Annotated in this window: 15 protein-coding genes and 3 rRNA genes; 3 read left to right on the forward strand and 15 right to left on the reverse strand. The window is 68.3% G+C overall.

Annotated elements, in window-relative coordinates; genetic code table 11:
• From CEQ11_RS09130 to CEQ11_RS09190, 12 genes are all read right to left on the reverse strand, one after another.
• Entirely contained in the window at positions 1-1698 is a 1698-nt protein-coding gene (locus CEQ11_RS09130; protein ID WP_067191138.1) for a CTP synthase, read from the reverse strand.
• A gap of 14 nt (positions 1699-1712) precedes the next feature.
• Positions 1713-3467, reverse strand: a complete 1755-nt coding sequence (gene recN, locus CEQ11_RS09135) for a DNA repair protein RecN (protein ID WP_088478409.1) — start codon at positions 3465-3467, stop codon at positions 1713-1715.
• Complete coding sequence (locus tag CEQ11_RS09140) at positions 3464-4543, reverse strand: NAD kinase (RefSeq protein ID WP_088478410.1); 1080 nt, start codon at positions 4541-4543, stop codon at positions 3464-3466. The genes recN and CEQ11_RS09140 overlap by 4 nt, the downstream gene beginning before the upstream one ends.
• 81 nt (positions 4544-4624) lie before the next feature.
• The gene (locus CEQ11_RS09145; RefSeq protein ID WP_088478411.1) at positions 4625-5419 is read right to left on the reverse strand and encodes a TlyA family RNA methyltransferase; all 795 of its coding nucleotides are present in this window, start codon (positions 5417-5419) and stop codon (positions 4625-4627) included.
• Positions 5416-6222: an HAD-IIA family hydrolase gene (locus CEQ11_RS09150; RefSeq protein WP_088478412.1), complete on the reverse strand. Its 807-nt coding sequence runs from the start codon at positions 6220-6222 to the stop codon at positions 5416-5418. The genes CEQ11_RS09145 and CEQ11_RS09150 overlap by 4 nt, the downstream gene beginning before the upstream one ends.
• Positions 6222-7064: a hypothetical protein gene (locus CEQ11_RS09155; protein WP_088478413.1), complete on the reverse strand. Its 843-nt coding sequence runs from the start codon at positions 7062-7064 to the stop codon at positions 6222-6224. The genes CEQ11_RS09150 and CEQ11_RS09155 overlap by 1 nt, the downstream gene beginning before the upstream one ends.
• 674 nt (positions 7065-7738) lie before the next feature.
• Positions 7739-7855, reverse strand: a 5S ribosomal RNA gene (rrf, locus tag CEQ11_RS09165).
• A gap of 174 nt (positions 7856-8029) precedes the next feature.
• Positions 8030-11124 (reverse strand): 23S ribosomal RNA (locus CEQ11_RS09170).
• 434 nt (positions 11125-11558) lie between these two features.
• Positions 11559-13082, reverse strand: a 16S ribosomal RNA gene (locus CEQ11_RS09175).
• Together the 16S, 23S and 5S rRNA genes form the textbook arrangement of a ribosomal RNA operon.
• 876 nt (positions 13083-13958) lie before the next feature.
• Positions 13959-15305, reverse strand: a complete 1347-nt coding sequence (tyrS, locus tag CEQ11_RS09180) for a tyrosine--tRNA ligase (RefSeq protein ID WP_088478415.1) — start codon at positions 15303-15305, stop codon at positions 13959-13961.
• Between the two features lie 96 nt (positions 15306-15401).
• Positions 15402-17681 carry a UvrD-helicase domain-containing protein gene (locus CEQ11_RS09185; RefSeq protein WP_088478416.1) on the reverse strand — a complete coding sequence of 760 codons (2280 nt, stop codon included), beginning with the start codon at positions 17679-17681 and terminating at the stop codon, positions 15402-15404.
• Positions 17682-17782: 101 nt separating this feature from the next.
• On the reverse strand, positions 17783-18871 hold the full coding sequence (locus tag CEQ11_RS09190; RefSeq protein ID WP_088478417.1) for a hypothetical protein: 1089 nt from the start codon (positions 18869-18871) through the stop codon (positions 17783-17785).
• 181 nt (positions 18872-19052) lie between these two features.
• Here CEQ11_RS09190 and ykgO point away from each other — a divergent pair, with 181 nt between their 5' ends.
• On the forward strand, positions 19053-19175 hold the full coding sequence (gene ykgO / locus CEQ11_RS09195; protein WP_067191236.1) for a type B 50S ribosomal protein L36: 123 nt from the start codon (positions 19053-19055) through the stop codon (positions 19173-19175).
• A 115-nt stretch (positions 19176-19290) separates the two neighbouring features.
• Here the strand turns inward: ykgO and argH are convergent, their stop codons facing one another.
• On the reverse strand, positions 19291-20754 hold the full coding sequence (gene argH, locus CEQ11_RS09200) for an argininosuccinate lyase (protein WP_067191238.1): 1464 nt from the start codon (positions 20752-20754) through the stop codon (positions 19291-19293).
• A gap of 123 nt (positions 20755-20877) precedes the next feature.
• On the reverse strand, positions 20878-22119 hold the full coding sequence (locus CEQ11_RS09205) for an argininosuccinate synthase (protein ID WP_088478418.1): 1242 nt from the start codon (positions 22117-22119) through the stop codon (positions 20878-20880).
• A 642-nt stretch (positions 22120-22761) separates the two neighbouring features.
• Here CEQ11_RS09205 and rpf point away from each other — a divergent pair.
• Both rpf and CEQ11_RS09215 read left to right on the forward strand, forming a co-directional pair.
• Entirely contained in the window at positions 22762-23793 is a 1032-nt protein-coding gene (rpf, locus tag CEQ11_RS13350) for a resuscitation-promoting factor Rpf (protein ID WP_088478419.1), read from the forward strand.
• Between the two features lie 216 nt (positions 23794-24009).
• Positions 24010-24750: a hypothetical protein gene (locus tag CEQ11_RS09215; protein ID WP_088478420.1), complete on the forward strand. Its 741-nt coding sequence runs from the start codon at positions 24010-24012 to the stop codon at positions 24748-24750.
• 100 nt (positions 24751-24850) lie between these two features.
• On the opposite strand, the gene argR is transcribed toward CEQ11_RS09215, so the two are convergent.
• Positions 24851-25336, reverse strand: a complete 486-nt coding sequence (gene argR, locus CEQ11_RS09220; protein ID WP_067191246.1) for an arginine repressor — start codon at positions 25334-25336, stop codon at positions 24851-24853.
• Position 25337: the final 1 nt, after the last annotated feature.

Raw genomic sequence — 25337 nt, forward strand, 5'->3', positions numbered from 1 at the left:
TCAGGCGTCCTGCCGGTTGTCGAGGACGGCCTGGACCAGTCCGGCGAACAGCGGGTGGGCGTTCGTCGGGCGGGACTTGAACTCCGGATGCGCCTGGGTGGCGATGTAGTACGGGTGCTGGTCCCTGGGCAGCTCCACGAACTCCACGAGGGAGCCGTCCGGGGAGGTGCCGGAGAAGACCAGCCCGGCCTCCTCGAGCTCCCCGCGGTAGCGGTTGTTCACCTCGTAGCGGTGGCGGTGGCGTTCGGTGACCTCGCTGGTGCCGTAGGCCTCGGCGGCGACGGAGCCGGGGACCAGGGTCGCCGGGTAGGAGCCCAGGCGCATGGTGCCGCCGAGGTCGCCCTCGCCGGCCACGATGTCCTTCTGCTCGGCCATGGTGGCGATCACGGGGTGGTCGGTGTCCTGGTCGAACTCGGTGGACTGTGCGTCGGCCCAGCCGAGCACGGTGCGGGCGTACTCGATCACCATGGCCTGCAGGCCGAGGCAGAGGCCGAGGGCCGGCAGGCCGTGCTCGCGGGCGTGTCTCAGGGCGCCGACCTTGCCGTCCACGCCGCGGATGCCGAAGCCGCCGGGGACGCAGATCGCGTCCACACCGGCCAGCGCCTGGGCGGCGCCCTCCGCGGTCTCGCACTCGTCCGAGGGGACCCAGCGGATGCTGACGCGGGCCTGGTGGGCGAAGCCGCCGGCTCGCAGGGCCTCGGTGACGGACAGGTACGCGTCCGGCAGGTCGATGTACTTGCCGACCAGGGCGATCTCGACCTGGTGCCTCGGCTCGTGGACGGCCTCCATGAGCGTGTCCCACCGGGTCCAGTCCACGTCCTTGAACTTCATGTCCAGGGCCTGCACGGCGTAGGCGTCGAGACCCTGGGCGTGGATGGTCTTCGGGATGTCGTAGATCGACGGCGCGTCGGGGCAGTTGATGACGGCGTCGGCTGGCACGTCGCACATGCGAGCGATCTTGCCGCGCACATCCTCCGGGACCTCGCGGTCCGAGCGGAGGACGATCGCGTCCGGCTGGATGCCGATGCTGCGCAGGGAGGCCACGGAGTGCTGGGTCGGCTTGGTCTTCAGCTCGTGCGACGGGCCGATGTACGGCACCAGGGACACGTGCAGGAAGAAGACGTTCTCCCGGCCGATGTCCTGGCGGACCTGGCGGGCGGCCTCGAGGAACGGCTGGGATTCGATGTCGCCGACGGTGCCGCCGATCTCGGTGATGATCACATCCGGGGCCTGCTTCCCCTCCGCCGGGGCGGCGGGAAGGCGCATACGGCGGCAGATCTCGTCCGTGATGTGCGGGATGACCTGGACGGTGTCGCCGAGGTACTCGCCGCGGCGCTCCTTGGCGATCACGGTGGAGTAGACCTGGCCGGTGGTGACGTTGTTGACACCGTCGAGGTCCTCGTCGAGGAAGCGCTCGTAGTGGCCGATGTCGAGGTCCGTCTCGGCCCCGTCCTCAGTGACGAACACCTCGCCGTGCTGGAACGGGTTCATGGTCCCGGGATCGACGTTGAGGTACGGGTCGAGCTTCTGCATCACCACGCGGAGGCCGCGAGCGCGGAGCAGGTGGCCGAGCGACGACGCGGTGAGGCCCTTACCGAGAGAGGACGCCACGCCACCGGTGACGAAGATCTGGCGGGTGACCGCGCTGGACTTCTGAAGACGAGAATGACGTTGCACCACGGAATTCGAGCGTACCACCGGGCGCGGCCCGTTCACCCCTGGTGTCCCTGTGGACCCTGGGCCAGCAGCTCCCGGGCGTGCGCGCGGGCGGCGGTGGAGTCCGCGTGCCCGGCCAGCATGCGTGCCAGCTCCTCGATCCGCTCGTCCGCGTCCAGGACCTTCACGTCCGAGGTGGTGACGCCGGCGTCCGGGTCCGAGTTCTTGCGCACGTGCACGTGGCGGTCCGCGCAGGCGGCGACCTGCGGCAGGTGGGTGACGCAGATGACCTGCACGTGTTCGGCGAGCCGGGCCAGCCGGGCGCCGATGGCCACCGCGGCCTCGCCGCCCACGCCGGCGTCCACCTCGTCGAAGACGAAGGTCGGGACGGGGTCGGTGGCGGCCAGGACCACCTCGAGGGCGAGCATCACGCGGGAGAGCTCGCCGCCGGAGGCGCCCTTGCCCAGGGGTCGTGGCTCGGCGCCGGCGTGGGGGCGCAGCAGCAGGGCCACCTCGTCCGCGCCGTGCGGGCCGTACTCCCCCTCCGGCAGCGGGGTGAGCCCCACATGGAAGGAGGCGTCCGGCATGAACAGCGCGTGCAGCTCCTCGGTGACCTGTTCCTCCAGGCGCGCGGCGGCCTGGCTGCGCAACCGCCGCAGGGCGGCGGCCCGCTCGGCGACCTCGGCGCCGGAGGACTCGATGAGCGCGGCGAGTCCGTCCAGGCGGTCGGTGTCCCCCTGCAGCTCGTCGAGGCGCGGACGCTCCCGCTCGGCCCAGGCGATCACGTCGGACAGCTCCGGGCCGTAGAGTCGCTGCAGCCGGGTGAGCTCGGCCAGGCGCGCCTGGGCCGCGTCGAGGTCGCCTTCGGCATCCGCGTCCAGGTCGGCCTGGTACCGGGCGATGTCGCCGGCGATGTCGTTGAGCACCACGGCTGCCTCGCCGAGCCGGCGGGCGGCCTCGTCCAGTTCCGCCTCCTCGCCGGGGGCGGCCAGCAGCTCCTGGCGGGCGGACTCCACGAGGGCGATCGCCCCGGGCACCTCCTGGCCCGCGTCCGGGTCGGCGCCGGAGAGGCGGCCGTAGGCACCGGCGGCGGTGGCCCGCAGCTGCTCGTGGTCCTCCAGCCGGCGGATCCTGGCACGGACGGCCTCGTCCTCTCCCGGTTCCACGGCGGCCTCGTCGATCTCCTCGAGGCTGCGCTGCAGGGCGTCCGCCTGACGAGCGCGTTCCTGGAGGGCGGCCGTGAGCTCGGCGTGCTCCGCGGTCGCGCCCTTCCAGCGCGCGTGTGCGGTGCGGTAGGCGGCGAGCTCGGCGGCGAACTCCTCCCCCGCGAACGCGTCCAGGGCCCGGCGCTGGGCTCCGGCGGACCGCAGGCGCAGCTGGTCGGCCTGGCCGTGCACGGCCACCAGGTGGGCGCCCACCTCGCTGAGCAGGCTCACGGGGGCCGAACGGCCGCCGACGGCCGCCCGGGAGCGGGTGCCGCCCCCGTCGGAGGTCGTGGCCACGGTGCGGTTCAGGACCAGGTCCACCGGGCCGTCGTCGTCCTCCGCCTCCACCACGGCGCCGGCCGCCTCGGCGAGGCTGAGCGCACGGCTGTCGGCGGATACGCGCAGGCCTGCGTCCACGACGGCGCGCCGGGCGCCGTGGCGGACGGTGCCCGCGTCGGCGCGGCGGCCCAGCAGCAGGCCGAGGGCGGTGACGACCATCGTCTTGCCGGCGCCGGTCTCCCCCGTGACGACGGTGAAGCCGGGGTCCAGCTCCACGTCCGCGGCGGAGATGACGCCGAGGTCGGCGATGCGCAGGTAATCGATCACGGGCGGTCCTCCGTGGATGACGACGGCCCCCTCTGCCCGCGCAGGTCGACCACCGGCAGCGCCGCGGTGGCCGGCGGCACGACGACCGGACGGGGGGCCGCGTGACGCGGCTCGACGGTCTCGACGGCGGTGCGGGTGGCCTCCGCACGGTCCTCACCGGTGACGGGACCGCGCCAGCCCTCGGTGGGCAGCTGGAACTTGCGCACGAGGCGTTCGGAGAACGGGGTCAGGGACAGACGGGCCAGGCGCACCGGCTCAGCGGAGCGGGAGACCTCGATGCGCGCCTCCGGCGGCAGCTCGACCGTGCGGCGGCCGTCGCACCAGAGGACGCCGTTCTCGTTCGTCCGTGTGAGCACGTCCACGGTGAGCGTGGACGCCGGACCCACCACGAGCGGGCGGGAGAAGAGCGTGTGCGCGCTGATCGGCACGCAGAGCAGGGCCTCCACCCCGGGCCACACGACGGGCCCGCCGCCGGAGAAGGCGTAGGCGGTGGAGCCGGTGGGCGTGGCCATGACGACGCCGTCGCAGCCGTAGGAGGACAGCGCGTGATCGTCCACGGACACCACCACCTCGAGCATGCGCTCGCGGCTGGACTTCTCCACGGAGGCCTCGTTGAGGGCCCAGGTGCGGGCGACCTGGCACCCTGCGACCTTGACCACCACGTCCAGGGCCATGCGCTCGTCCACGGTGTACCGCTCGGCCGCGACGGCCTCGACGGTGTGCTGCAGGTCGGTGCGCTCGGCCTCGGCCAGGAAGCCGACGTGCCCGAGGTTCACCGCGACCAGCGGAACCTGCGAGCCGCGCACGAGCTCGGCGGCGCGGAGCACGGAGCCGTCGCCGCCCAGGACGAGGCCGATGCTGATGTCCGCGAGGCTGCAGTCCCGCCCGAGGATCTCGGGGGCGAAGTCCTCGGCGCCGGGGGCGAGCTCGCGGACGGCGGCCTCATCGGTGTCGAGGAGGACGGCGCGCAGCCCGGCGTCCTCCAGCATGTCGACGGCCTGCAGGGCGGCGGCGATCGCGTCCTGGCGGCCGGTGTGGGCGAGCACGAGGGCGCGGCGCGGCGCGGTGGCGGACATGGGTTCCTCCCGGACGTGTCTCACCGACGGCCGGCGGGCCGACGGCGCGGTCGTCCCAGCATAGTCAGCGGGGCTGACCCCTCAGGCCCAGTCCACATCGGCATGACCCGGGACGTCTTCGAGGACGGCGGAGGCGGGCGCGTCCGTGCGCCGCAGGTGCAGGAAGAACTCGACGTTGCCGTCCTGCCCGGGCAGCCCGGAGCGGGCCAGTCCCCGCGGGGCCAGTCCGGCGGCCGCGGCCGCCTCCAGCACCCCCGCCACCGCACGACGACGGTCGGCCGGGTCCGTCACGACGCCCGACTTCGGCAGGGCGGCCTTGCCCACCTCGAACTGCGGCTTGACCATGAGCAGCAGGTCCGCGCCGTCGACGCAGACGCCGGCAAGGGCGTCCACCACCAGGCGCAGGGAGATGAACGACAGATCGGAGACGACCAGCTCCACGGGACCGCCGACGTCCTCCGGCACGAGGGTGCGCACGTTCAGCCCTTCCCGGACGAGGACGCGGTCATCGGTGCGCAGCACCTCATGGAGCTGGCCGTGGCCGACGTCCACCGCCGCGACGTGGGCGGCGTCCCGTTCCAGGAGGACGTGGGTGAAGCCGCCGGTGCAGGCGCCGGCGTCGAGGCAGCGGCGCCCGGCCACGGCGACGTCCGGAAAGGCGTCCAGGGCGCTGACGAGCTTGTGGGCGGCCCGGGAGACGTACCGTGGACCGTCGTCGGCCACGGTGAGTGCCGTCGTCGGCAGGACGCGCTGGGAGGCCCGGGCGACGGGTCTGCCATCGGCGAGGACGAGGCCGGACTTGATGAGGGCGGCCGCCTCGGTGCGGGATCGGGCGAGGCCGCGCTCGGCCAGCGCCACGTCTGCGCGGACCCTCACCGGTCGATCTCGGCGGCCAGTGCCGTCATGTCGTCGACGATCCAGCCGGGGCGGTCGGCCTCCGGGGCCTGTTCCGCCGACTGGCGGGTGTCGATGCCGGTGAGCACCATGACCGTGTCGAAGCCCGCGGCGTTTCCGCCGCGGATGTCCGTGTCCAGGCGGTCCCCCACGACCAGCGGATTCACCAGCCCGAGCTCACGGGCAGCGGTCTGGAACAGGTGGGGCTCCGGCTTGCCGGCCGCCACCGGGCAGGTGCCCGTCGCGTGGGAGACCGCTCCGACGAGGGCGCCGTTGCCGGGTGCCACGCCTTCGGCGCGCGGGATGGACAGGTCCAGGTTCGTGGCGATCCACACGGCCCCGGCGTTGACGGCGTAGGCGGCTTCCGCCAGCTGTGCCCATCCGACCGACGGGTCGAACCCCTGCACGACCGCGTCGGGACGGTCGGATGCCGAGCCGACGACGCGGTATCCCGACTCCCCGAGCAGGCCGGCCAGGTAGTCCGAGCCGACCGCCAGCACGCTCGCGCCGGCCGCCACGTGCTGCCGCAGCAGCGCGACACCGGCCTGGGCCGAGCCGAAGACGTGCTCGGCGTCGGTGGGGACGCCGAGGTCTCGCAGGTGGTCCGCCACGGTCTGCGGGGACCGCGAGGCGTTGTTCGTGACGAAGGCGACCGGGATGCCTGCCTCGATGAGCGCGGCCAGGGACTCGACGGCCCCGGGGATGGCACCGGCGCCGGCGTAGACCACGCCGTCGAGGTCGCAGAGCAGGCCGTCGTGACCGTGGAAGAACCGCGCAGTTGACATCAGTCACGCTCCGACGGGTCCACGGCGCCGTCCTCCGCGGACACGGCATCCTCAGCGGCGTCCGCGTCGGTGCCATCCTCAGCGACGTCAGCGTCGGTGTCTGAGACGGCTTCCTTGCCTGCCGCCTCGGGTTCTGCACGGGCGGCGCGCTCGGCGTCCCGGGCGGCACGGCGCTCGGCTCGCTCCTCCTCGGATGGGCCGGTGTCGATGTCCACGATGTCAGGGTCGGCAAAGCTTCCCATGCCGAGGGCCTTCTCTGCGACGCGCACGTAGTGCTGCCACTGACGGGACTCCTTCTCCTGGCCGAGGGCGGAGAGCACGTCAGTGTAGCGCTGGAACAGGCGCGGAGAGAAAGGGTACCCGCGGCGACGGTCGAGCTCAGGAATCTCCAGCGCCTTGCGCGCGGCGTCGAGGTCGCCGATGTCCTCGTAGGCTCCGGAGAGCACCATGACCAGTTCGACGCGGGCGTCCCGGTCCAGCGTGGCCATGTCGATCTCGGACGCCAGCTTCACGGCCTTCTCGGAGCGGCCGAGGGCTCGCTCGCAGTCGAGCTGCGCAGCGATGTGGGTCTCGTCGCCGGTGATGCGGCGGTAGGTCCGGAACTCACGGAGCGCTTCGTGCCATTCGCCGGCGGCATACGCGGTCAGTGCGACCGCCTCGCGGACACAGGCCAGCCGACCGCCGCGCCGGCTGGCGGCCAGCGCATGCTGCAAGGCCTGGGCAGGGTCGTCGTACATGAGACGGCCGGCCATCACGAGGTGCTTGGAGACCCAGGCTGCCTGCTTCTCGTCAAGACCCTGGACCTGCTTGAGCGTGGCTCGGTCGAGTTCCTTGCCGGTCACGTCCTCGTCGATGTCAGGAGAACGCCCCTGGTCCACACGGTTGGAGGCGCGCAGGTCCCTGGGATTGTGCGGCGGCTTGCCGGACGTGGACTTCTCAACACGGCCCCTCCCTGCGCCGGCGCGACCGTGGCGCCCAGGACGTCCCCCACGGCGCTCGTCGTCACGACGACGCTCTCCGCCGGCACGGGCACCTGATCCGCCGCGTGTGCCGACGTCGCCGTCGAGACGACCTTCACCGCCCTGCCCACGACCACCACGATGAGGACGGCCCGAACGTAGGGGACGGCCCTGGCCCGAACCACGGCGCCGCCCGTTCTGGGCCCCTCCCCCGTCACGATCGTCATGACGGTGCACGGATCGGTGGTCCCGGTCACGGGAGTCGCTCATACAGGGGTCCTTACTACTCGAGGGAAGAATGCTGGAGCCGCCCGCGCACACAGCGGATCGACTTCCCATCGTACGACGAGAAGGCCAGGGCAGCCTCCGCCAGAGACAGCGCTGGGCACTGGTCCAGCCGGCACCGGCAAGAGAAGGCCCCGCGCACCAACACACCACGCCCACACACACCCGAACGCCGCACCCACACGGCAGCCCCGCCACCAACACAACCAGGCCACACGAAAAAAGGGGAGGCCCCGCACCACACAGGTACGGGGCCTCAACCCACAAAGAATGTCCGGCGGCGACCTACTCTCCCACAACCTCCCGGTTGCAGTACCATCGGCGCTGTGGGCCTTAGCTTCCGGGTTCGGAATGGAACCGGGCGTTTCCCCCACGCTATGACCGCCGTAACCCTAGAACCACACCCCCCAACACCCAAACAACGGAACGGGGGCGGGTAAACCTCACAAGTCACAACACATCGCGACACATATTCACTTACACGCTCAAGCAACCATACACCACAGTCACCCAAGGCTGCAATCAGACAACCGCACAGTGGACGCGAACACCACAACAAAAGTGTTTGTAAGTCATCGGCCTATTAGTACTGGTCAGCTCCACACGTCGTCAGTCCGTGCTTCCACATCCAGCCTATCAACCCAGTGTTCTAGCTGGGGGCCTCACACCCTCAAAGGGGCAAGGAAATCTCATCTCGAAGCCGGCTTCCCGCTTAGATGCTTTCAGCGGTTATCCATCCCGAACGTAGCTAATCAGCCATGCACCTGGCGGTACAACTGACATACCAGAGGTTCGTCCGTCCCGGTCCTCTCGTACTAAGGACAGACCTTCTCAAATTTCCAACGCGCGCAGAGGATAGGGACCGAACTGTCTCACGACGTTCTGAACCCAGCTCGCGTACCGCTTTAATGGGCGAACAGCCCAACCCTTGGGACCAACTCCAGCCCCAGGATGCGACGAGCCGACATCGAGGTGCCAAACCATGCCGTCGATATGGACTCTTGGGCAAGATCAGCCTGTTATCCCCGAGGTACCTTTTATCCGTTGAGCGACGGCCGTTCCACAACGAGCCGCCGGATCACTAGTCCCGACTTTCGTCCCTGCTCGAGCTGCCACTCTCACAGTCAAGCCCCCTTGTGCACTTGCACTCAACACCTGATTGCCAACCAGGCTGAGGGAACCTTTGGGCGCCTCCGTTACCATTTGGGAGGCAACCGCCCCAGTTAAACTACCCATCAGGCACTGTCCCTGACCCGGATCACGGGCCGAAGTTAGATATCCAGAGTTACCAGAGTGGTATTTCAACGATGACTCCACCAACACTGGCGTGCCGGCTTCACAGTCTCCCACCTATCCTACACAAGCAACACCGAACACCAATACCAAACTATAGTAAAGGTCACGGGGTCTTTCCGTCCTTCTGCGCGTAACGAGCATCTTTACTCGTAATGCAATTTCGCCGAGTTCACGGTTGAGACAGCGGGGAAGTCGTTACTCCATTCGTGCAGGTCGGAACTTACCCGACAAGGAATTTCGCTACCTTAGGATGGTTATAGTTACCACCGCCGTTTACTGGGGCTTAAATTCTCCGCTTCGCCGAAGCTAACGGGTCCTCTTAACCTTCCAGCACCGGGCAGGAGTCAGTCCGTATACATCGTCTTACGACTTCGCACGGACCTGTGTTTTTGATAAACAGTCGCTTCCCCCTGGTCTCTGCGGCCCCTACCCCCTCACACCAGCACGTGGTGCTCAAGGTCAGGGCCCCCCTTCTCCCGAAGTTACGGGGGCATTTTGCCGAGTTCCTTAACCATGATTCTCTCGATCGCCTTAGTATTCTCTACCTGACTACCTGTGTCGGTTTCGGGTACGGGCGGCTAGAACCTCACGCCGATGCTTTTCTAGGCAGCATAGGATCACCGGATCACCCACATGGTGGGCGCCCATCAGGTCTCAGGCACACAACCGGCGGATTTACCTACCGGCAGCCCTACACCCTTAGACCAGGTCGATTCCATTGCCTGGCCCGGCTACCTTCCTGCGTCACACCTGTTAATGCGCTTGCCTCCTCGGTTCAGGTCCCGCGCTCCACACCACACGCCCTGCTCAAAGAACAAGGTCGAGGATGCTTCGGGCGGTTAGTATCACCGAATCAGCATGGACGGTCCTTCACCGGTACGGGAATATCAACCCGTTGTCCATCGACTACGCCTGTCGGCCTCGCCTTAGGTCCCGACTCACCCAGGGAAGATTAGCTTGACCCTGGAACCCTTAGTCATCCGGCGGACGGGTTTCTCACCCGTCTTTCGCTACTCATGCCTGCATTCTCACTCGTGCACAATCCACCAGAAGTTACCCGCTGGCTTCACCTCGTGCACGACGCTCCCCTACCCATCCAGAAAAACTGAACGCCACGGCTTCGGCGGTGTACTTGAGCCCCGCTACATTGTCGGCGCGGAATCACTTGACCAGTGAGCTATTACGCACTCTTTCAAGGGTGGCTGCTTCTAAGCCAACCTCCTGGTTGTCTCAGCAACTCCACATCCTTTCCCACTTAGCACACGCTTAGGGGCCTTAACCGGTGGTCTGGGCTGTTTCCCTCTCGACTATGAAGCTTATCCCCCACAGTCTCACTGCCACGCTCTCACTTACCCGGCATTCGGAGTTTGGCTGAAGTCAGTAACCTTGTAGGGCCCATCGTCCATCCAGTAGCTCTACCTCCGGGAAGAAACACGTGACGCTGCACCTAAATGCATTTCGGGGAGAACCAGCTATCACGGAGTTTGATTGGCCTTTCACCCCTACCCACAGCTCATCCCCTCCATTTTCAACTGAAGTGGGTTCGGTCCTCCACGCGCTCTTACACGCGCTTCAACCTGGCCATGGGTAGATCACTCCGCTTCGGGTCTAGGACACGCGACTCAACGCCCTATTCAGACTCGCTTTCGCTACGGCTACCCCACACGGGTTAACCTCGCCACGTATCACTAACTCGCAGGCTCATTCTTCAAAAGGCACGCTGTCACCTGAACACGCAGGCTCCAACGGTTTGTAGGCACATGGTTTCAGGTACTATTTCACTCCCCTCCCGGGGTACTTTTCACCATTCCCTCACGGTACTGATTCACTATCGGTCAACAGGTAGTATTCAGGCTTACCAGGTGGTCCTGGCAGATTCACACGGGATTCCTCGAGCCCCGTCCTACTCGGGCAACCACTCAACAGCGGCGGAACGCATTACAACTACGGGACTGTCACCCTCTACGGTCGACCATCCAAGATCGTTCGTCTATACGCCCGCACCTCACCGCGACGTGCCGGCAGACACGCCAAGAGCAGGCCCACAACACCGCACATGCAACCCCTGCCGGGTATCACACACATACGGTTTAGCCCCATCCGCTTTCGCTCGCCACTACTCACGGAATCACTTTTGTTTTCTCTTCCTGTGGGTACTGAGATGTTTCACTTCCCCACGTTCCCCCCAACCGGCCTATGTGTTCAACCGGTGGTCACACGACACGTCGTGCGGGGTTTCCCCATTCGGAAATCCTGGTCTCAACGTCCGGTTATCGACTCCACCAGGCTTATCGCAGATTCCCACGTCCTTCTTCGGCTCCTGTTGCCAAGGCATCCACCATGCGCCCTTAGAAACTTCCAAACACTAGAAGTCCAAAAAATGAGCATAAGATGACATCATTCTCGGCATCACCACACCTCACCAAACACCCCACACAACGTGGGACACTCAGATCAACGATGCAGCAACAAAAATAAGATGCTCGCGTCCACTATGCAGTTCTCAAACAACAACCCCCACACAGCCCCACACCAACACACAGTCGATGCTTCACCATGCGAAGACTCAACCAGGAAACAACGTCACACCCACACAGGATGTGCCTGCTGTCCCAAAACCCAACAGTGTGCCAACACCAGCACGCACCACCAGCACCCAAAGCTTTCCAACAACCCACAAGAGCTGCGTACTCACCAGACGCCGGCACCACCACTGGCACCATTCATTGATGTTCCACCCATGAGCAACCGACCATCACACACTCGGTGATGCCATCGGCACTAAATGCTCCTTAGAAAGGAGGTGATCCAGCCGCACCTTCCGGTACGGCTACCTTGTTACGACTTAGTCCCAATCGCCAGTCCCACCTTCGACGGCTCCTTCCACAAGGGTTAGGCCACCGGCTTCGGGTGTTACCGACTTTCGTGACTTGACGGGCGGTGTGTACAAGGCCCGGGAACGTATTCACCGCAGCGTTGCTGATCTGCGATTACTAGCGACTCCAACTTCATGGGGTCGAGTTGCAGACCCCAATCCGAACTGAGACCGGCTTTTTGGGATTAGCTCCACCTCACAGTATCGCAACCCATTGTACCGGCCATTGTAGCATGCGTGAAGCCCAAGACATAAGGGGCATGATGATTTGACGTCGTCCCCACCTTCCTCCGAGTTGACCCCGGCAGTCTCCCATGAGTCCCCACCATCACGTGCTGGCAACATAGAACAGGGGTTGCGCTCGTTGCGGGACTTAACCCAACATCTCACGACACGAGCTGACGACAACCATGCACCACCTGTGAACCCGCCCCAAAGGGGAAACCGTATCTCTACGGCGAACGAGAACATGTCAAGCCTTGGTAAGGTTCTTCGCGTTGCATCGAATTAATCCGCATGCTCCGCCGCTTGTGCGGGCCCCCGTCAATTCCTTTGAGTTTTAGCCTTGCGGCCGTACTCCCCAGGCGGGGCACTTAATGCGTTAGCTGCGGCGCGGAAACCGTGGAATGGCCCCCACACCTAGTGCCCAACGTTTACGGCATGGACTACCAGGGTATCTAATCCTGTTCGCTCCCCATGCTTTCGCTCCTCAGCGTCAGTTACAGCCCAGAGACCTGCCTTCGCCATCGGTGTTCCTCCTGATATCTGCGCATTCCACCGCTACACCAGGAATTCCAGTCTCCCCTACTGCACTCTAGTCTGCCCGTACCCACCGCAGATCCGGAGTTAAGCCCCGGACTTTCACGGCAGACGCGACAAACCGCCTACGAGCTCTTTACGCCCAATAATTCCGGATAACGCTCGCACCCTACGTATTACCGCGGCTGCTGGCACGTAGTTAGCCGGTGCTTCTTCTGCAGGTACCGTCACTTTCGCTTCTTCCCTACTGAAAGAGGTTTACAACCCGAAGGCCGTCATCCCTCACGCGGCGTCGCTGCATCAGGCTTGCGCCCATTGTGCAATATTCCCCACTGCTGCCTCCCGTAGGAGTCTGGGCCGTGTCTCAGTCCCAGTGTGGCCGGTCACCCTCTCAGGCCGGCTACCCGTCGTCGCCTTGGTGAGCCATTACCTCACCAACAAGCTGATGGGCCGCGAGTCCATCCAAGACCGAAATTCTTTCCAACACCCACCATGCGGTGAATGCTCCTATCCGGTATTAGACCCCGTTTCCAAGGCTTATCCCAGAGTCAAGGGCAGGTTACTCACGTGTTACTCACCCGTTCGCCACTAATCCACCCCAGCAAGCTGGAGCTTCATCGTTCGACTTGCATGTGTTAAGCACGCCGCCAGCGTTCATCCTGAGCCAGGATCAAACTCTCCGTAAAAAAATTACAGAACAACCAGTCAACAGCCGGAAAAACCATCAACCAGTCAATTCAATCACTGGCACGCCATCGACACAGACACACGGGGGTGCGTCCGCCGACAGCCACCAATCAATAAATAATTGGCATCAACAAACTTGGCACACTATTGAGTTCTCAAACAACAGGCGCTTCCGACACTCAGCTCGACCCGCCATCGCGGCGCTTCACTCCGGAGCAACTTCTCCATCTTAGCCGACCGACCAGAGAGTGTCAACTTGATGTTCTCAAGTCATTCACCATCCGGCCGTGGCAGACAAGGATTAACCTTACCACCACCAACCCGGTCCCTGTCAAACCCAACCGCTGGCAGCAACACTGCCAACCGGATCCTCCAGGACTCACACCAGCCGGCACGAACCAGAAGGCCTCCACGACCCCAGACACGAACCGCACTGACACACCAGGCGATCAGCTCTTCAAGAATACCCCTTCACTTCCCCAAGGAAATGACCGGGATGCTGACGTGAACACGGCCAACAACCGCTTGTTTCTCGTGTTTTCTACGGAAACCGTGGTACTCACTCCGACGCTGCGAACTGATCCGTTCCGCGCCTCAGCACGAGAAAGAACTCTACACACATCCCCACCCACACGCAAAATCGGGGTGTCCACACATGCCGAAGGCCTCGTTCTCCGCGGAATCCTGCGGAGAACGAGGCCTTCCGAGCCAGCGCTCTCATCCCATGGCGGGCCACCGTGCCAGGTGACCTCGACCACTTCCGGGCGTACGCCGTCGTCGGGACAGGGCGGGAGCGATCGGCAGCGGTCCTCTGCCGGCTCCGCGGACGTGTCAGAGGGACAGGGCAGCGGTCCTCTGCCGGCTCCCCGGACGTGTCAGAGGGACAGGTCTGCGGCAGCCATGTTCTTCTTCCCCCGGCGGATGAGCAGCCAGCGGCCGGCGAGGGCGTCGCCAGAGCCGAACGTCTGCTCGATATCCGTCACCTTGACGTTGTTCACGGACGCTCCGCCGTCCTTGATGATGCGTCGGGCCTCGGAGTTCGAAGAGGCCAGGCCGGAGGAGACCAGCAGATCGATGATGGAGACGCGGCCGTCTTCCCTTCGGGACCAGACCGAGGTGTCCGCCTGGTGGTCAAGCTCGGACAACACCGACTCCAAGGTCTCCGGCTCCACCGCGGACAGGTCTCCGCCTCCGAACACCGCGGCGGACGCGTCGATCACGGCCTGGGTCGCCGCCTCACCGTGGGCCAGCGTGGTGACCTCCCAGGCCAGGCGCTTCTGCGCCTCACGTCGGAACGGCTCGTCCGCCACCTTCTGTGCATACTCCTCGATCTGTGCACGGGTCAGGAACGTGAAGACCTTGAGGCGGTCCACCACGTCCGCGTCGGCCGTGTTGAGCCAGAACTGGTAGAAGGCGTATGGAGAGCACATCGAGGCGTCGAGCCACACGGCGTTGCCCTCGGACTTGCCGAACTTGGTTCCGTCCGCGTTGGTGATCAACGGGGTGCCCAGGGCGTGCACGTGCTCTCCCTCCACCTTGCGGATCAGCTCCGTGCCGGAGGTCAGGTTGCCCCATTGGTCCGAACCGCCGGACTGCAGGGTGATGCCGTGGCGGCGGAACAGCTCAAGGTAGTCGTTGCCCTGCAGCACCTGGTAGGAGAATTCCGTGTAGGAGATCCCCTCGTCCGAGTGCAGGCGCTTGGCCACGATCTCCTTCTTGACCATGGTGCCCACGCGGAAGTTCTTTCCGACCTCGCGCAGGAAGTCCAGGGCGGACATCTGCGCGGTCCAGTCCAGGTTGTTCACCATGGTGGCCGCGTTCTCACCTTCGAAGGACAGGTACGGGCGGATCTGCTCGCGCAGGGAGTCCACCCACTCGGCCACGACCTCGCGGGTGTTCAGTACACGCTCGGAGGTCTGACGCGGGTCGCCGATCAGGCCGGTCGCACCGCCCACCAGCGCGTAGGGCCGATGGCCGGCCAGCTGCAGGCGACGCATCAGCAGCAGCTGCACGAGGTGGCCCAGGTGCAGGGACGGAGCGGTCGGGTCGAAGCCGCAGTAGTAGCTCACCGAGCCCTCGACGAGGGCCTGCTCCAGGGAGGCCTCGTCGGTGGAGACGTGGACCAGGCCACGCCACTTCAGCTCCTGCCAGATGTTCTCGAAGCTGGAGTCGTTGGACTGCGCGCTCAGGCGCTTCTCGGTGTTCTGGGTCTCTGCGCTCACGGCTTCAGCGTACCCAGCGGCGGTCGCTGCCGCCGTCGGCGCGCCGCCGTATGTCGCAGTCCGAGCATCTCGACGACGACCGCCCACCGGTGTCCGTCAGCGCACCAGTCCTCCCGGCAGGTCAGCCTCGGGGGCGTCGGTGACCACAGCCAGGGCCTGGGTGCAGCGGGTCATGGCGACGTAGAGGTCTCCGACCACCCCGTGGGCGTCCGCCACCAGTCGTTCCGGAGAAGCGAGCACCACGACGTCGAACTCGAGGCCCTTCGTCTCCCGCGCCGTGGCGACCACGACGTCAACACCCGGTGCCGGGACTCGGTCCACGGTGAGTCCCTGCTGCTGCATCGCCGCGGACAGCGGGGCGACGAGCTCCTCGGGCACCACGAGCGCACTGAGGCCCTCCGGGACGAGGTCGCGGAGTTCGGCCAGCCGTGCGAGCACCGCCTGCTGCAGTTCTCCGGCGGGCACGACGGTGAGCGTCGGCTCGTGGTCGCCCTCGCGCACGGCCTCCGGTGCCGTGACCTTCACCCCCGCGGCCCGGGCGACGCCCGCGGCCCAGCGGACGATGCGCGACGGGGTCCGGTAGTTGACCGAGAGCTCCTCGACCACCAGGCGCTCGTCGAACGAGTCGCCGAGGGCCTGCCGCCATGTCCGCGGGGCGCCCGGGGCCGAGGCCTGCGCGATGTCCCCCACGATGGTGAAGGACTTCATCGGGCAGCGGCGGGCCAGCAGACGCCACTGCATGGGGCTCAGCTCCTGTGCCTCGTCCACCACCACGTGGCCGTAGGTCCAGGTGCGGTCATGGCGGGCCTGCTCGGCAGTGGTGCGACGGACGGTGCCCCGCTCGTTGGCCCGGGCGAGCGTCTCCGCGTCGACGACGCCGTCGACGCCCAGGTCCGCGAGCGTCTGGTGGACGTTCTCGAGGGTGGCCTTCGCGTTCTCCACGTTGCGGCGATGCTGGGCCTCTCCGTCCTCCGCCGGTGCGCCTGAGGGCATGGCGCCCAGCAGCTCGGCTGCTTCGTCCAGCAGCGGCACGTCCGCCTCGGTCCACGGGGCGTCCGGGGCGCGGAGCAGCAGCCGGGCCTCGTCGTCGCCCAGCCACGGGGCGCAGGCCCGGAGGGTCTCCGGCGTGGAGAAGACCTCGGCGAGCAGCCGCTGCGGGGTCATGGGCATCCAGCACAGGTTCAGGGCGATGCGCACATCGCGGGAGGTCCGCACATCCTCCAGCAGGTAGTCCCGGTTCACGGTGGCGCCGGCCGAGTGCTCCAGCTTCTCGCGCAGCTGGTCCGCCAGCTCTCGGACCAGGATCTTGACGAAGGTCTCGCGCGCCTCGTTGTGCGGTTTGCGGGTGGCCCGGGCACGCTCGCGGGCGCGGCGGACCATGCCCGGGGACAGGGTGAGCGCCGTGCCGTCCACCGCCACGGTGCGGCGGGCAGGGATCAGCCTCTGCCGGCGGGCCACAGCCGCCTGCACCATCTCGGCGGCCTCGATGCGCCCCTTGAGGACGGCCACGCGGGGATCGGTCTCCGGGACGGCGGCCACACCGGGATACAGCGTGCCCAGCGAGGCCATCACCACACCCGTCTCGCCCAGCGAGGGCAGCACGCGCTCGATGTAGCGGAGGAAGCCGACCGACGGCCCGACGAGCAGGACGCCGGCCTTCGCGAGACGTTCCCGATGGGTGTAGAGCAGGTAGGCGGCGCGATGCAGCGCCACCGCGGTCTTGCCGGTGCCCGGCCCACCCTGCACCACCACGGCCCCGGGAAGCGGACGGCGGATCAGCTCGTCCTGCTCGGACTGGATGGTGGCGACGATGTCATGCATGCGTCCGGTGCGCCGCGCCGTCACGGCCGCGAGCAGCGCCCCCTGGCCGCCCACTGCGATCTCGTTCGTACCGGCGGAGGCGAGTTCGGGATCCAGCACCTCGTCCTCGATGTCCCGGACGGTGCGTCCGCGCAGCATCAGGTGGCGGCGGCGGCGCACGCCCTGCCGCTGCAACGGGGTGGCCTGGTAGAAGGCGCCGGCCTCCTGCGCCCGCCAGTCCAGGAGCAGCCGCTCGTGCTCCTCGTCGGTCAGGCCGATGCGGCCGATGTAGCGCGGGCCGGGCGTGTCTGCCCCGTGCTCCGCGTCCAGATCCAGCCGTCCGAAGACGAGGCGGTCCTCGACGGCCTCGAGCTGGGCCAGACGGTCCTCGTACAGAGCGGCGAATGCGTCCCGCTCGGAGTGGTTCTGCACCGATCCCTGGAGCCCGGAACGCCGGACGCCGGCGAGCTGCTCCTGCTTCTCGGCGCGCAGCGCGTCGAGGCGGGCGTAGCGGACGGCGACGCGCTCTCGCTCGAGGGCGAGCTCGGCCTCGCGGACGGTCACGGTGTCCCCCATGCGGTGCTCCCTGGTCTCGGGCCGGAGCGGTCTCCGGCGCGGAACGTGACCATCCATCCTATAGGTGCGCGTGTGAACGGAAGGTGACCTGCGGCGCCGGGTCAGCCCCAGGCGTCCGGACCGGCGGCGAACTCGGCGTCCGTGAGCAGGGCGGCGTCCAGGTCCGCCACGATCCGGGACAGGTCCGCATGGGCTCCCCAGCCGAACAGCGCGAGCTCGGGTCCCACGCACAGCAGCTCGGGTTCGAGGCCGTCCCCCGGTTCGGCACCGAGCACCGCGTCGTCCGGCGCCAGCGGATGCAGCTCGAGGTCCGTGCCGACCTGGTCCCAGCGGAAGGTCCACTCCGGCAGGTCGCCCAGGCGGCACAGGCCCGAGATCCGCAGGCCCGCCGCGGCCCCGCCCGCGCCCCGGGCGGCCGCCTCGAGCGCCCAGCGATCGGCGAGCTCCTCCAGGCGGCCGCGGTGGAAGGGACGGTGACGCTCGTAGCGGGCCACGCCGACGCCGGGCACCACCCGGTCCGTGGGCCACTCGCCGTTGACCACCTGGAGCCAGCCGGCGCAGTCCAGCTCGGGGCCGATCCCGCCGGCGGCGTCCGTGCCGGCCGTGCCCAGTGGACCTGCATCGGCGCGACCGCCGACCACCGGCAGCGCGTCCGGGCGCAGCACCGCGAGCAGGCGCCGGGCGGCGGTCTCGGCCTCCCCGTCCGCCCGGAGCACCCCGTGGACCGTCCGGTCTGCACCGGGCGTCGCCGCGGGACCTGTGGCACGGTCCGGCTCGGACGCGCCCACGAGGGCGTGGTGCGTGGCCGCCTCCAGGCAGTCGACGAGGGCCCGGCCGTGGCCGGCCCCGTCGGCGAGGTCCTCGTGGAGGGTGTGCAGGCAGGCGACCGCCACCACGGCGGTGACGCGCACCCGCTCCGGCTCGTCCGCCAGCTCGCCGATCACATGGGTCACCGGCACCTGCGCCGGCACCTCGAGCACCACCGGCCCGCCGGTCCGCAGCACCGCCTCCGGGACGAGGCCGTCTTCGCCCCAGGCGACTGCGGCGACGAGTGTTGCCCCAGCATCGGCGGCCAGCCGTGCCGCCTGCGCATGGCGCTGTGCGGCGTGCACGCCGGCCACCACCACGACGTCGGCCCGCAACGGTCGACCGCCGCTCCGGGGGCGGGACGGGAACGGGGGCTGGGACACGGAGGGTCTCCTTCTGGTCGATCGGACTGCCGCGTCCGGACCGTCGTCGGGCGGGACGGGACCGGTTCGGGGACAGGACGCGGACGACTTTATGCTAACCGTTCTCATTTGCGCTAATCTGTCCGAGTCCCGCTCGGGACGTCTGACCGAACCGCGACCACGAGCCCCCAGGAGGCACCCCATGAAGGTCCGCAACTCCCTGCGCGCCCTGAAGAACCAGCCCGGATCCCAGGTGGTCCGACGCCGCGGCCGCACCTTCGTGATCAACAAGAAGAACCCGCGGCTGAAGGCCCGCCACGGCTGACCGCCAGCGCTGCGACACCGGCCCCGCCCGCGGGCCGGAAGACCCGCAGGAACGACGACGGACGGTCGCCTTCCGTGGAAGACGACCGTCCGTCGTCGTGCCGGGGATGCGCCGCTCAGGCGGCGCCGACCACCGAGCCGGCGGAGTCGGCGAAGGGGCGGACCTCGTCCACGGCCTCCTTGAGCGCCGCGATCTGGGCGGCGACGGCGGAGGGCGCCGTTCCGCCCTGGGCGTCGCGGGAGGACAGCGAGCCCTCGGTGGAGAGCACCTGACGGACCTGCGGAGTCAGGTGCTCGGAGACGGAGGCGAACTCCTCGTCGGTGAGGTCCCACAGCTCCACACCGCGCTTCTCCGCCGCCTGGACGCATTCGCCGGAAAGCTCGTGGGCCACACGGAACGGGACGCCCTGGCGGACGAGCCATTCGGCGATGTCCGTGGCGAGTGCGAAGCCCTGCGGGGCCAGCTCCGCCATGCGCTCGGTGTGGAACGTCAGAGTGGCGATCATGCCGGAGACGGCCGGCAGCAGCAGCTCGAGGGTGTCGGCGGCGTCGAAGACCGGCTCCTTGTCCTCCTGAAGGTCCCGGTTGTAGGCCAGCGGCAGACCCTTGAGGGTCGCGAGGAGGCCGGCGAGATCGCCGATGAGCCGGCCGGATTTGCCGCGCGCGAGCTCGGCGACGTCCGGGTTCTTCTTCTGGGGCATGATCGACGACCCGGTGGAGAAGGCGTCGTCCAGGGTCACGAAACCGGCCTCCTTGGTGGCCCAGAAGATGACCTCCTCGGACACGCGGGACAGGTCCACGCCGATCATCGAGGCGACCCAGGCGAACTCCGCGTAGACATCGCGCGCGGCGGTGCCGTCGATGGAGTTCCACACGGCAGAGTCGAAGCCCAGCTCCGCGGCCACGGCCTCCGGATCCAGGCCGAGCGAGGAGCCTGCGAGGGCGCCGGATCCGTACGGGGAGACGGCGGCGCGGCGATCGAAGTCCGCCAGGCGCTGGACATCCCGCAGCAGCGGCCAGGCATGGGCCAGCAGGTGGTGGGACAACAGCACCGGCTGGGCGTGCTGCAGGTGGGTGCGGCCCGGCATCGGCGCGTAGGGGTGGGCCTCGGCCTGGGCGATCAACGCGTCGATCGTGGCGAGGACGCCGCGCGCGACCAGTCGGGCGTGGTCCCTCAGGTACATCCGACCCATCGTGGCGATCTGGTCATTGCGTGAGCGGCCGGCGCGCAGCTTGCCGCCGAGCTCCGGACCGGCGCGCTCGATGAGGCCACGCTCGAGGGAGCCGTGCACGTCCTCATCGGACTCCGCTGCGGTGTAGGCGCCGGAGACGACGTCTTCTTCCAGGCGGTCCAGGGCCGCCAACATGCCGTCCAGCTCCTCGGCCGTCAGCAGTCCGGCGGTGCGCAGCACGCGGGCGTGGGCACGGGAGCCGGCGATGTCGTAGCGGGCCAGGCGCCAGTCGAAGTCGGTGGACTTGCTCAGGGCGGCGAGGGCATCGGCGGGGCCGCCGGAGAAGCGGCCGCCCCACAGGGCGCCCTCGTTGGTGCCGTGGCGGGCGGAATCGGCTGGGGTGGTCATGGGGCCCTCCTGACGGGTGGGAGTCGACGTCGATGGTGCTGTGGGAAGGGACGGACGGCGGGACAGACGAGGCGGCCCCGGCTGCGGGATGCGCCGGGGCCGCCTCGTCGCCGGTCGACCGGGTCAGTCGTTGCTGAGGCGCGCGACGTCCGTCAGGTCGGCGGTGCCGCCCAGGCGCTGGTCGCGCTCGGAGGCGGTCTTGGCGGACAGGCCGTAGATGTCGATGAAGCCGCGGGCGGAGGACTGGTCGAACGCGTCGCCCTCGTCGTAGGTGGCGAGGTTGAAGTCGTACAGGCCGGTCTCGGAGCGGCGGCCCTGGACGGTGGCGCGGCCGCCGTGGAGCTCGAGCCGGATGTCGCCGTTGACATGCTCCTGGGTCGCGTCGATGAAGGCGTCCAGGTTCTGCTTCAGCGGCGAGTACCACTGGCCGTCGTAGACCAGCTCGGTCCAGCGGTCGGAGACCAGGCGCTTGAAGCGGGCCTGCTCACGCTCGAGGGTGACGTTCTCCAGCTCCTTGTGCGCGGCGATGAGGGCCATCGCGCCCGGGGCCTCATAGATCTCGCGGGACTTGATGCCCACGAGGCGGTCCTCCACGATGTCGATGCGGCCCACACCCTGGGCGCCGGCACGGCGGTTGAGCTCCTCGATGACCTCGAGCGGCGTCAGCGAACGGCCGTCGAGGGCGGTCGGGACGCCCTGCTCGAAGGTGATGGTCACGACGTCCGGCGCCGGCGAGAACGCCGGATCGTCCGTGTAGTCGTAGACGTCCTTGGTCGGACCGTTCCAGATGTCCTCCAGGAAGCCGGTCTCCACGGCACGACCCCAGACGTTCTGGTCGATCGAGAACGGGTTCTTCTTGGTGGTCGCGATCGGCAGCTCGTTGCGCTCGGCGTAGTCGATCGCCTTGTCACGGGTCAGTGCCAGGTCGCGGACCGGGGCGATGCACTTCAGGTCCGGGCCGAGGGTCTGGATGGAGACCTCGAAGCGCACCTGGTCGTTGCCCTTGCCGGTGCAGCCGTGGGCCACGGTGGAGGCGCCGAACTGGCGGGCGGCCGCCACGAGATGGCGGGAGATCACCGGACGGGAGATGGCCGACACCAGCGGGTAGGCGTCCATGTAGAGGCCGTTGGCCTTGAGCGTCGGCATGCAGTACTGCTCCGCGAACTCGTCACGGGCATCGGCCACGTAGGCCTCGACGGCGCCGCAGTCCAGGGCGCGCTGGCGGACGGTCTCGAGGGACTCGCCGCCCTGGCCCACGTCGACGGCCACGGCCACGACCTCGGCGCCGGTGGCCTCGGCGATCCAGCCGATGGCGACGGACGTGTCCAGACCGCCCGAATAGGCGAGGACGATGCGTTCCTTCACTGACGTGCTCCTCACGTGATTGTCTGCGTTGGCGCGGCCTCGGCGGAGGCCTGGTCACACAGAGCGACCTGCCACCGGCGAGCCTAGCCTGTGAAGGCATAGTTATGCAAAGCATGGAATACCTGAATGACCCCACGGGGCGCCCCAGGGGGCGTGAGGGCCGAGCGACAGCGAGGGCATCGCCGAGCACCAGAGCAGCGGCGGCGACGCCGACGCGCCGCACGCCGCGGCGACGATCGGAACGCCGTGACCTTTCCGATGTCTGCGGCGCCACATCCCGACCATGGACATTCTGTACGGCACACCCGCCACTGCTGACAGACTGTCAACGCCCAACAGGTTTCAACCGGGTGTTGCAGACATACCGTCCACCAGAGGTGGAAGTCCCCCCCAATTCCTCCCACGGACTTGACGCGCACCCACCGCAGGGCGTTGACTCTCCCGTAGCCGATTCGTGATCTAACCGTGACCGACGCACTCACGCGCAGGACGGGACCGCACGGATCAACCTCTTCTGCCAGGCGCCCGCTGCGGGCCGTCCCACCCTGGCAGGAGTCATGCCCCGAACCAGGGTGGACGGCCCATTGCCTGAGCACGCACTGTCTCGCAGGCGAGAAGCGGCAACCCGACTCTCTCAACGCCATGAACCTCATTGCATCCTCTGCCAAGCGCACTACCGCCACCGTCACCGCCGGCCTCACCGTCGCCGGCGCCGCCGCCGTCGCGATCGCCGCTCCGGCCCAGGCCGCTTCGGAGGCCACCTGGGACCGCCTGGCCTACTGCGAGTCCGGTGGCAACTGGTCCATCAACACCGGCAACGGCTTCTACGGCGGCGTGCAGTTCAAGCTCTCGAGCTGGCACGCCGTGGGCGGCAAGGGCTACCCGCACCAGGCTTCCAAGGCCGAGCAGATCAAGCGCGCCGAGAAGGTCCTGGCGCTGCAGGGCTGGAAGGCCTGGCCGTCCTGCTCCAAGAAGCTGGGCCTGACCGCCGCCGACGCGGCCGGCTCCTCCGCCACCCCGGTCGAGCGCACCTCCGCCGTGGACACCTCCGCCGCCGAGCGCGCCGAGGCCCAGCGCCAGGCCGCCGCCGAGCGCGCCGAGGCCCAGCGCCAGGCCGCCGCCGAGCGCGCCGAGGCCCAGCGCCAGGCCGCTGCTGAGAAGGCCGCCGCCGAGAAGGCCGAGGCCCAGCGCCAGGCCGCCGCCGACAAGGCCGCCGCCGAGAAGGCCGAGGCCCAGCGCCAGGCCGCCGCCGAGCGCGCCGAGGCCCAGCGCCAGGCCGCCGCCGAGAAGGTCGAGGCCGACCGCCAGGCCGCTGCTGAGAAGGCCGAGGCCGACCGCCAGGCCGCCGCCGACAAGGCCGCCGCCGAGCGCGCCGAGGCCCAGCGCCAGGCCGCTGCTGAGAAGGCCGAGGCCGACCGCCAGGCCGCCGCCGAGAAGGCCGCCGCCGAGCGTGCCGAGGCTGCGGAGCAGGCTGCCGCCGAACGTGCCGAGGCCCGCCGTCAGGCCGCGCAGCAGGAGACCGTGGTCGTCGAGGCCGGCGACAGCCTGTTCTCGCTGGCCAACAAGCACCGCATCGAGGGCGGCTGGGAGGCCATCTACGAGGCCAACTCCTCCATCATCGAGGACCCGAACCTGATCTACGTCGGCCAGGAGTTCACCCTGCCGCGTGGCTGATCCACGGTCCCTCTGAAGGGCCCCGTCGCCGAGCGCGACGGGGCCCTTCGCACATCTGTGGCCGGGGCCACGTCCGGACCTGCACCACCCCTCACCAGACTGTCGTCGGCCCGGGGCGGCGGCCCGCAGACCGCCCGTGCCCGTGCCGTCCCGGCAGGCGCGGGGGGACACCGCGTACGCTGAACGACAGAGAGCTCACCTGCAGGAGGGACCGCCATGCCCCCATCGACGACCGTCGCCCCCGCCGCAGCACTCCGCCCCGTCCGTCGCCATGCCGCACTGCTGGCCGGCCTGGCCGTGGTCAGCGGTTCCGCGCTGACCGGCTGCGTGCCGGAACCCCCACCGCTGGCGGAGGTGTGGCCGTCCGTCCGCGCCTCGGTCGACGAGGCCACTTCGGTGCGGGTCAGCGGCGACGTCCGTCAGGGCGAGGGCACCATCGACGTCGAGCTCGCGGGCGCCCTGGACGACTCCTCCTACGCAGGCCGCCTGATCGAGAAGAAGGGCACGGTCGAGGTGATCGCCGCCGACGACACGACCTTCATCCGTCCGGACGAGAAGTTCGTCTCCGCCAAGGGCGGCGAGACCTTCAAGGACGTGGACCCGGGTCTCTGGATCTCTGTGCCCTCCGGACGGGACGGCGCGTTCTCGATGTCCACCTTCTACGAGGGCTTCGTCTCCGCTCTCCCGGACGCCGACGCATTCGACGGCCAGGAGCCGCAGGCCGAGACGCTCCGCCTCGACGGCGAGCGGGTGTTCAAGTACTCCGACGTGGACGCCGGCGACGGCCACGTCTCGCTCTACATCAACCAGGACGACGAGCTGGTGCGTCTCGAGGTGGACGGCGAGAGCGACAGCAAGGACGGCCCGGCCGGCACCATCGACTTCCGCGACTGGAACGAGGTCCCGCCCACAGAGGCACCGCCGGAGGACCAGATCTACCAGCGCCCCGGGCTCTGAGGACTCAGACCCCGGCCCACCGGACGTGCGAGCGGCCGAGCACCGATGGGTGTCGGACCCCTCACACGTCGCCGGGAAGCGGCTCCCGCCGCGGTCTGCCTCAGCCGGCGAGGCCGAGCAACTGGGCGGCCACCCCCGGGGCGTGCTCGGTGCTGTCCGCGATGAGCAGGATGGTGTCGTCTCCGGCGATCGTCCCCAGCACGTGCTCCACCCGGGCCTGGTCGATGACACTGGCCATGTACTGGGCGGCGCCCGGCGGCGTGCGCAGCACCACCAGGTTCTCGGTCGGCTCCGCGGAGATGAGCAGCTCGCGGCTCATGGAGCTCAGACGGGCGGCCTGGGCCTCCCCGCTGCGGGCCGGGAAGCCGTCCTCGCCCTCCGCCGGGACCGCGTAGACCATCCCCTCGGCATCGCGCACACGCACCGCGCCCAGGTCCACGAGGTCACGGGAGAGCGTGCCCTGCGTGACCGAGAGTCCCCGGTCGGCGAGGGCCTCGGACAGGGCGGACTGGGACCGGATCTGCTGGGTCTGCAGCACGTCCCGGATGGCCGCCTGCCGCGCAGTCTTCGTGGTGGGGGTCGCCATG

This window comes from Micrococcus sp. FDAARGOS_333 (assembly GCF_002206575.2).
GTDB classification, from domain to species: Bacteria; Actinomycetota; Actinomycetes; order Actinomycetales; family Micrococcaceae; genus Micrococcus; species Micrococcus lylae.

Coding starts and splice junctions, on each gene's coding strand:
- CEQ11_RS09140 (WP_088478410.1), bottom strand. CDS start 4,543: ATGTCCGCCACCGCGCCGCGCCGCGCCCTCGTGCTCGCCCACACCGGC.
- CEQ11_RS09150 (WP_088478412.1), bottom strand. CDS start 6,222: ATGTCAACTGCGCGGTTCTTCCACGGTCACGACGGCCTGCTCTGCGAC.
- CEQ11_RS09185 (WP_088478416.1), bottom strand. CDS start 17,681: ATGGGGGACACCGTGACCGTCCGCGAGGCCGAGCTCGCCCTCGAGCGA.
- ykgO (WP_067191236.1), top strand. CDS start 19,053: ATGAAGGTCCGCAACTCCCTGCGCGCCCTGAAGAACCAGCCCGGATCC.
- argH (WP_067191238.1), bottom strand. CDS start 20,754: ATGACCACCCCAGCCGATTCCGCCCGCCACGGCACCAACGAGGGCGCC.
- rpf (WP_088478419.1), top strand. CDS start 22,762: ATGAACCTCATTGCATCCTCTGCCAAGCGCACTACCGCCACCGTCACC.
- CEQ11_RS09215 (WP_088478420.1), top strand. CDS start 24,010: ATGCCCCCATCGACGACCGTCGCCCCCGCCGCAGCACTCCGCCCCGTC.
- argR (WP_067191246.1), bottom strand. CDS start 25,336: ATGGCGACCCCCACCACGAAGACTGCGCGGCAGGCGGCCATCCGGGAC.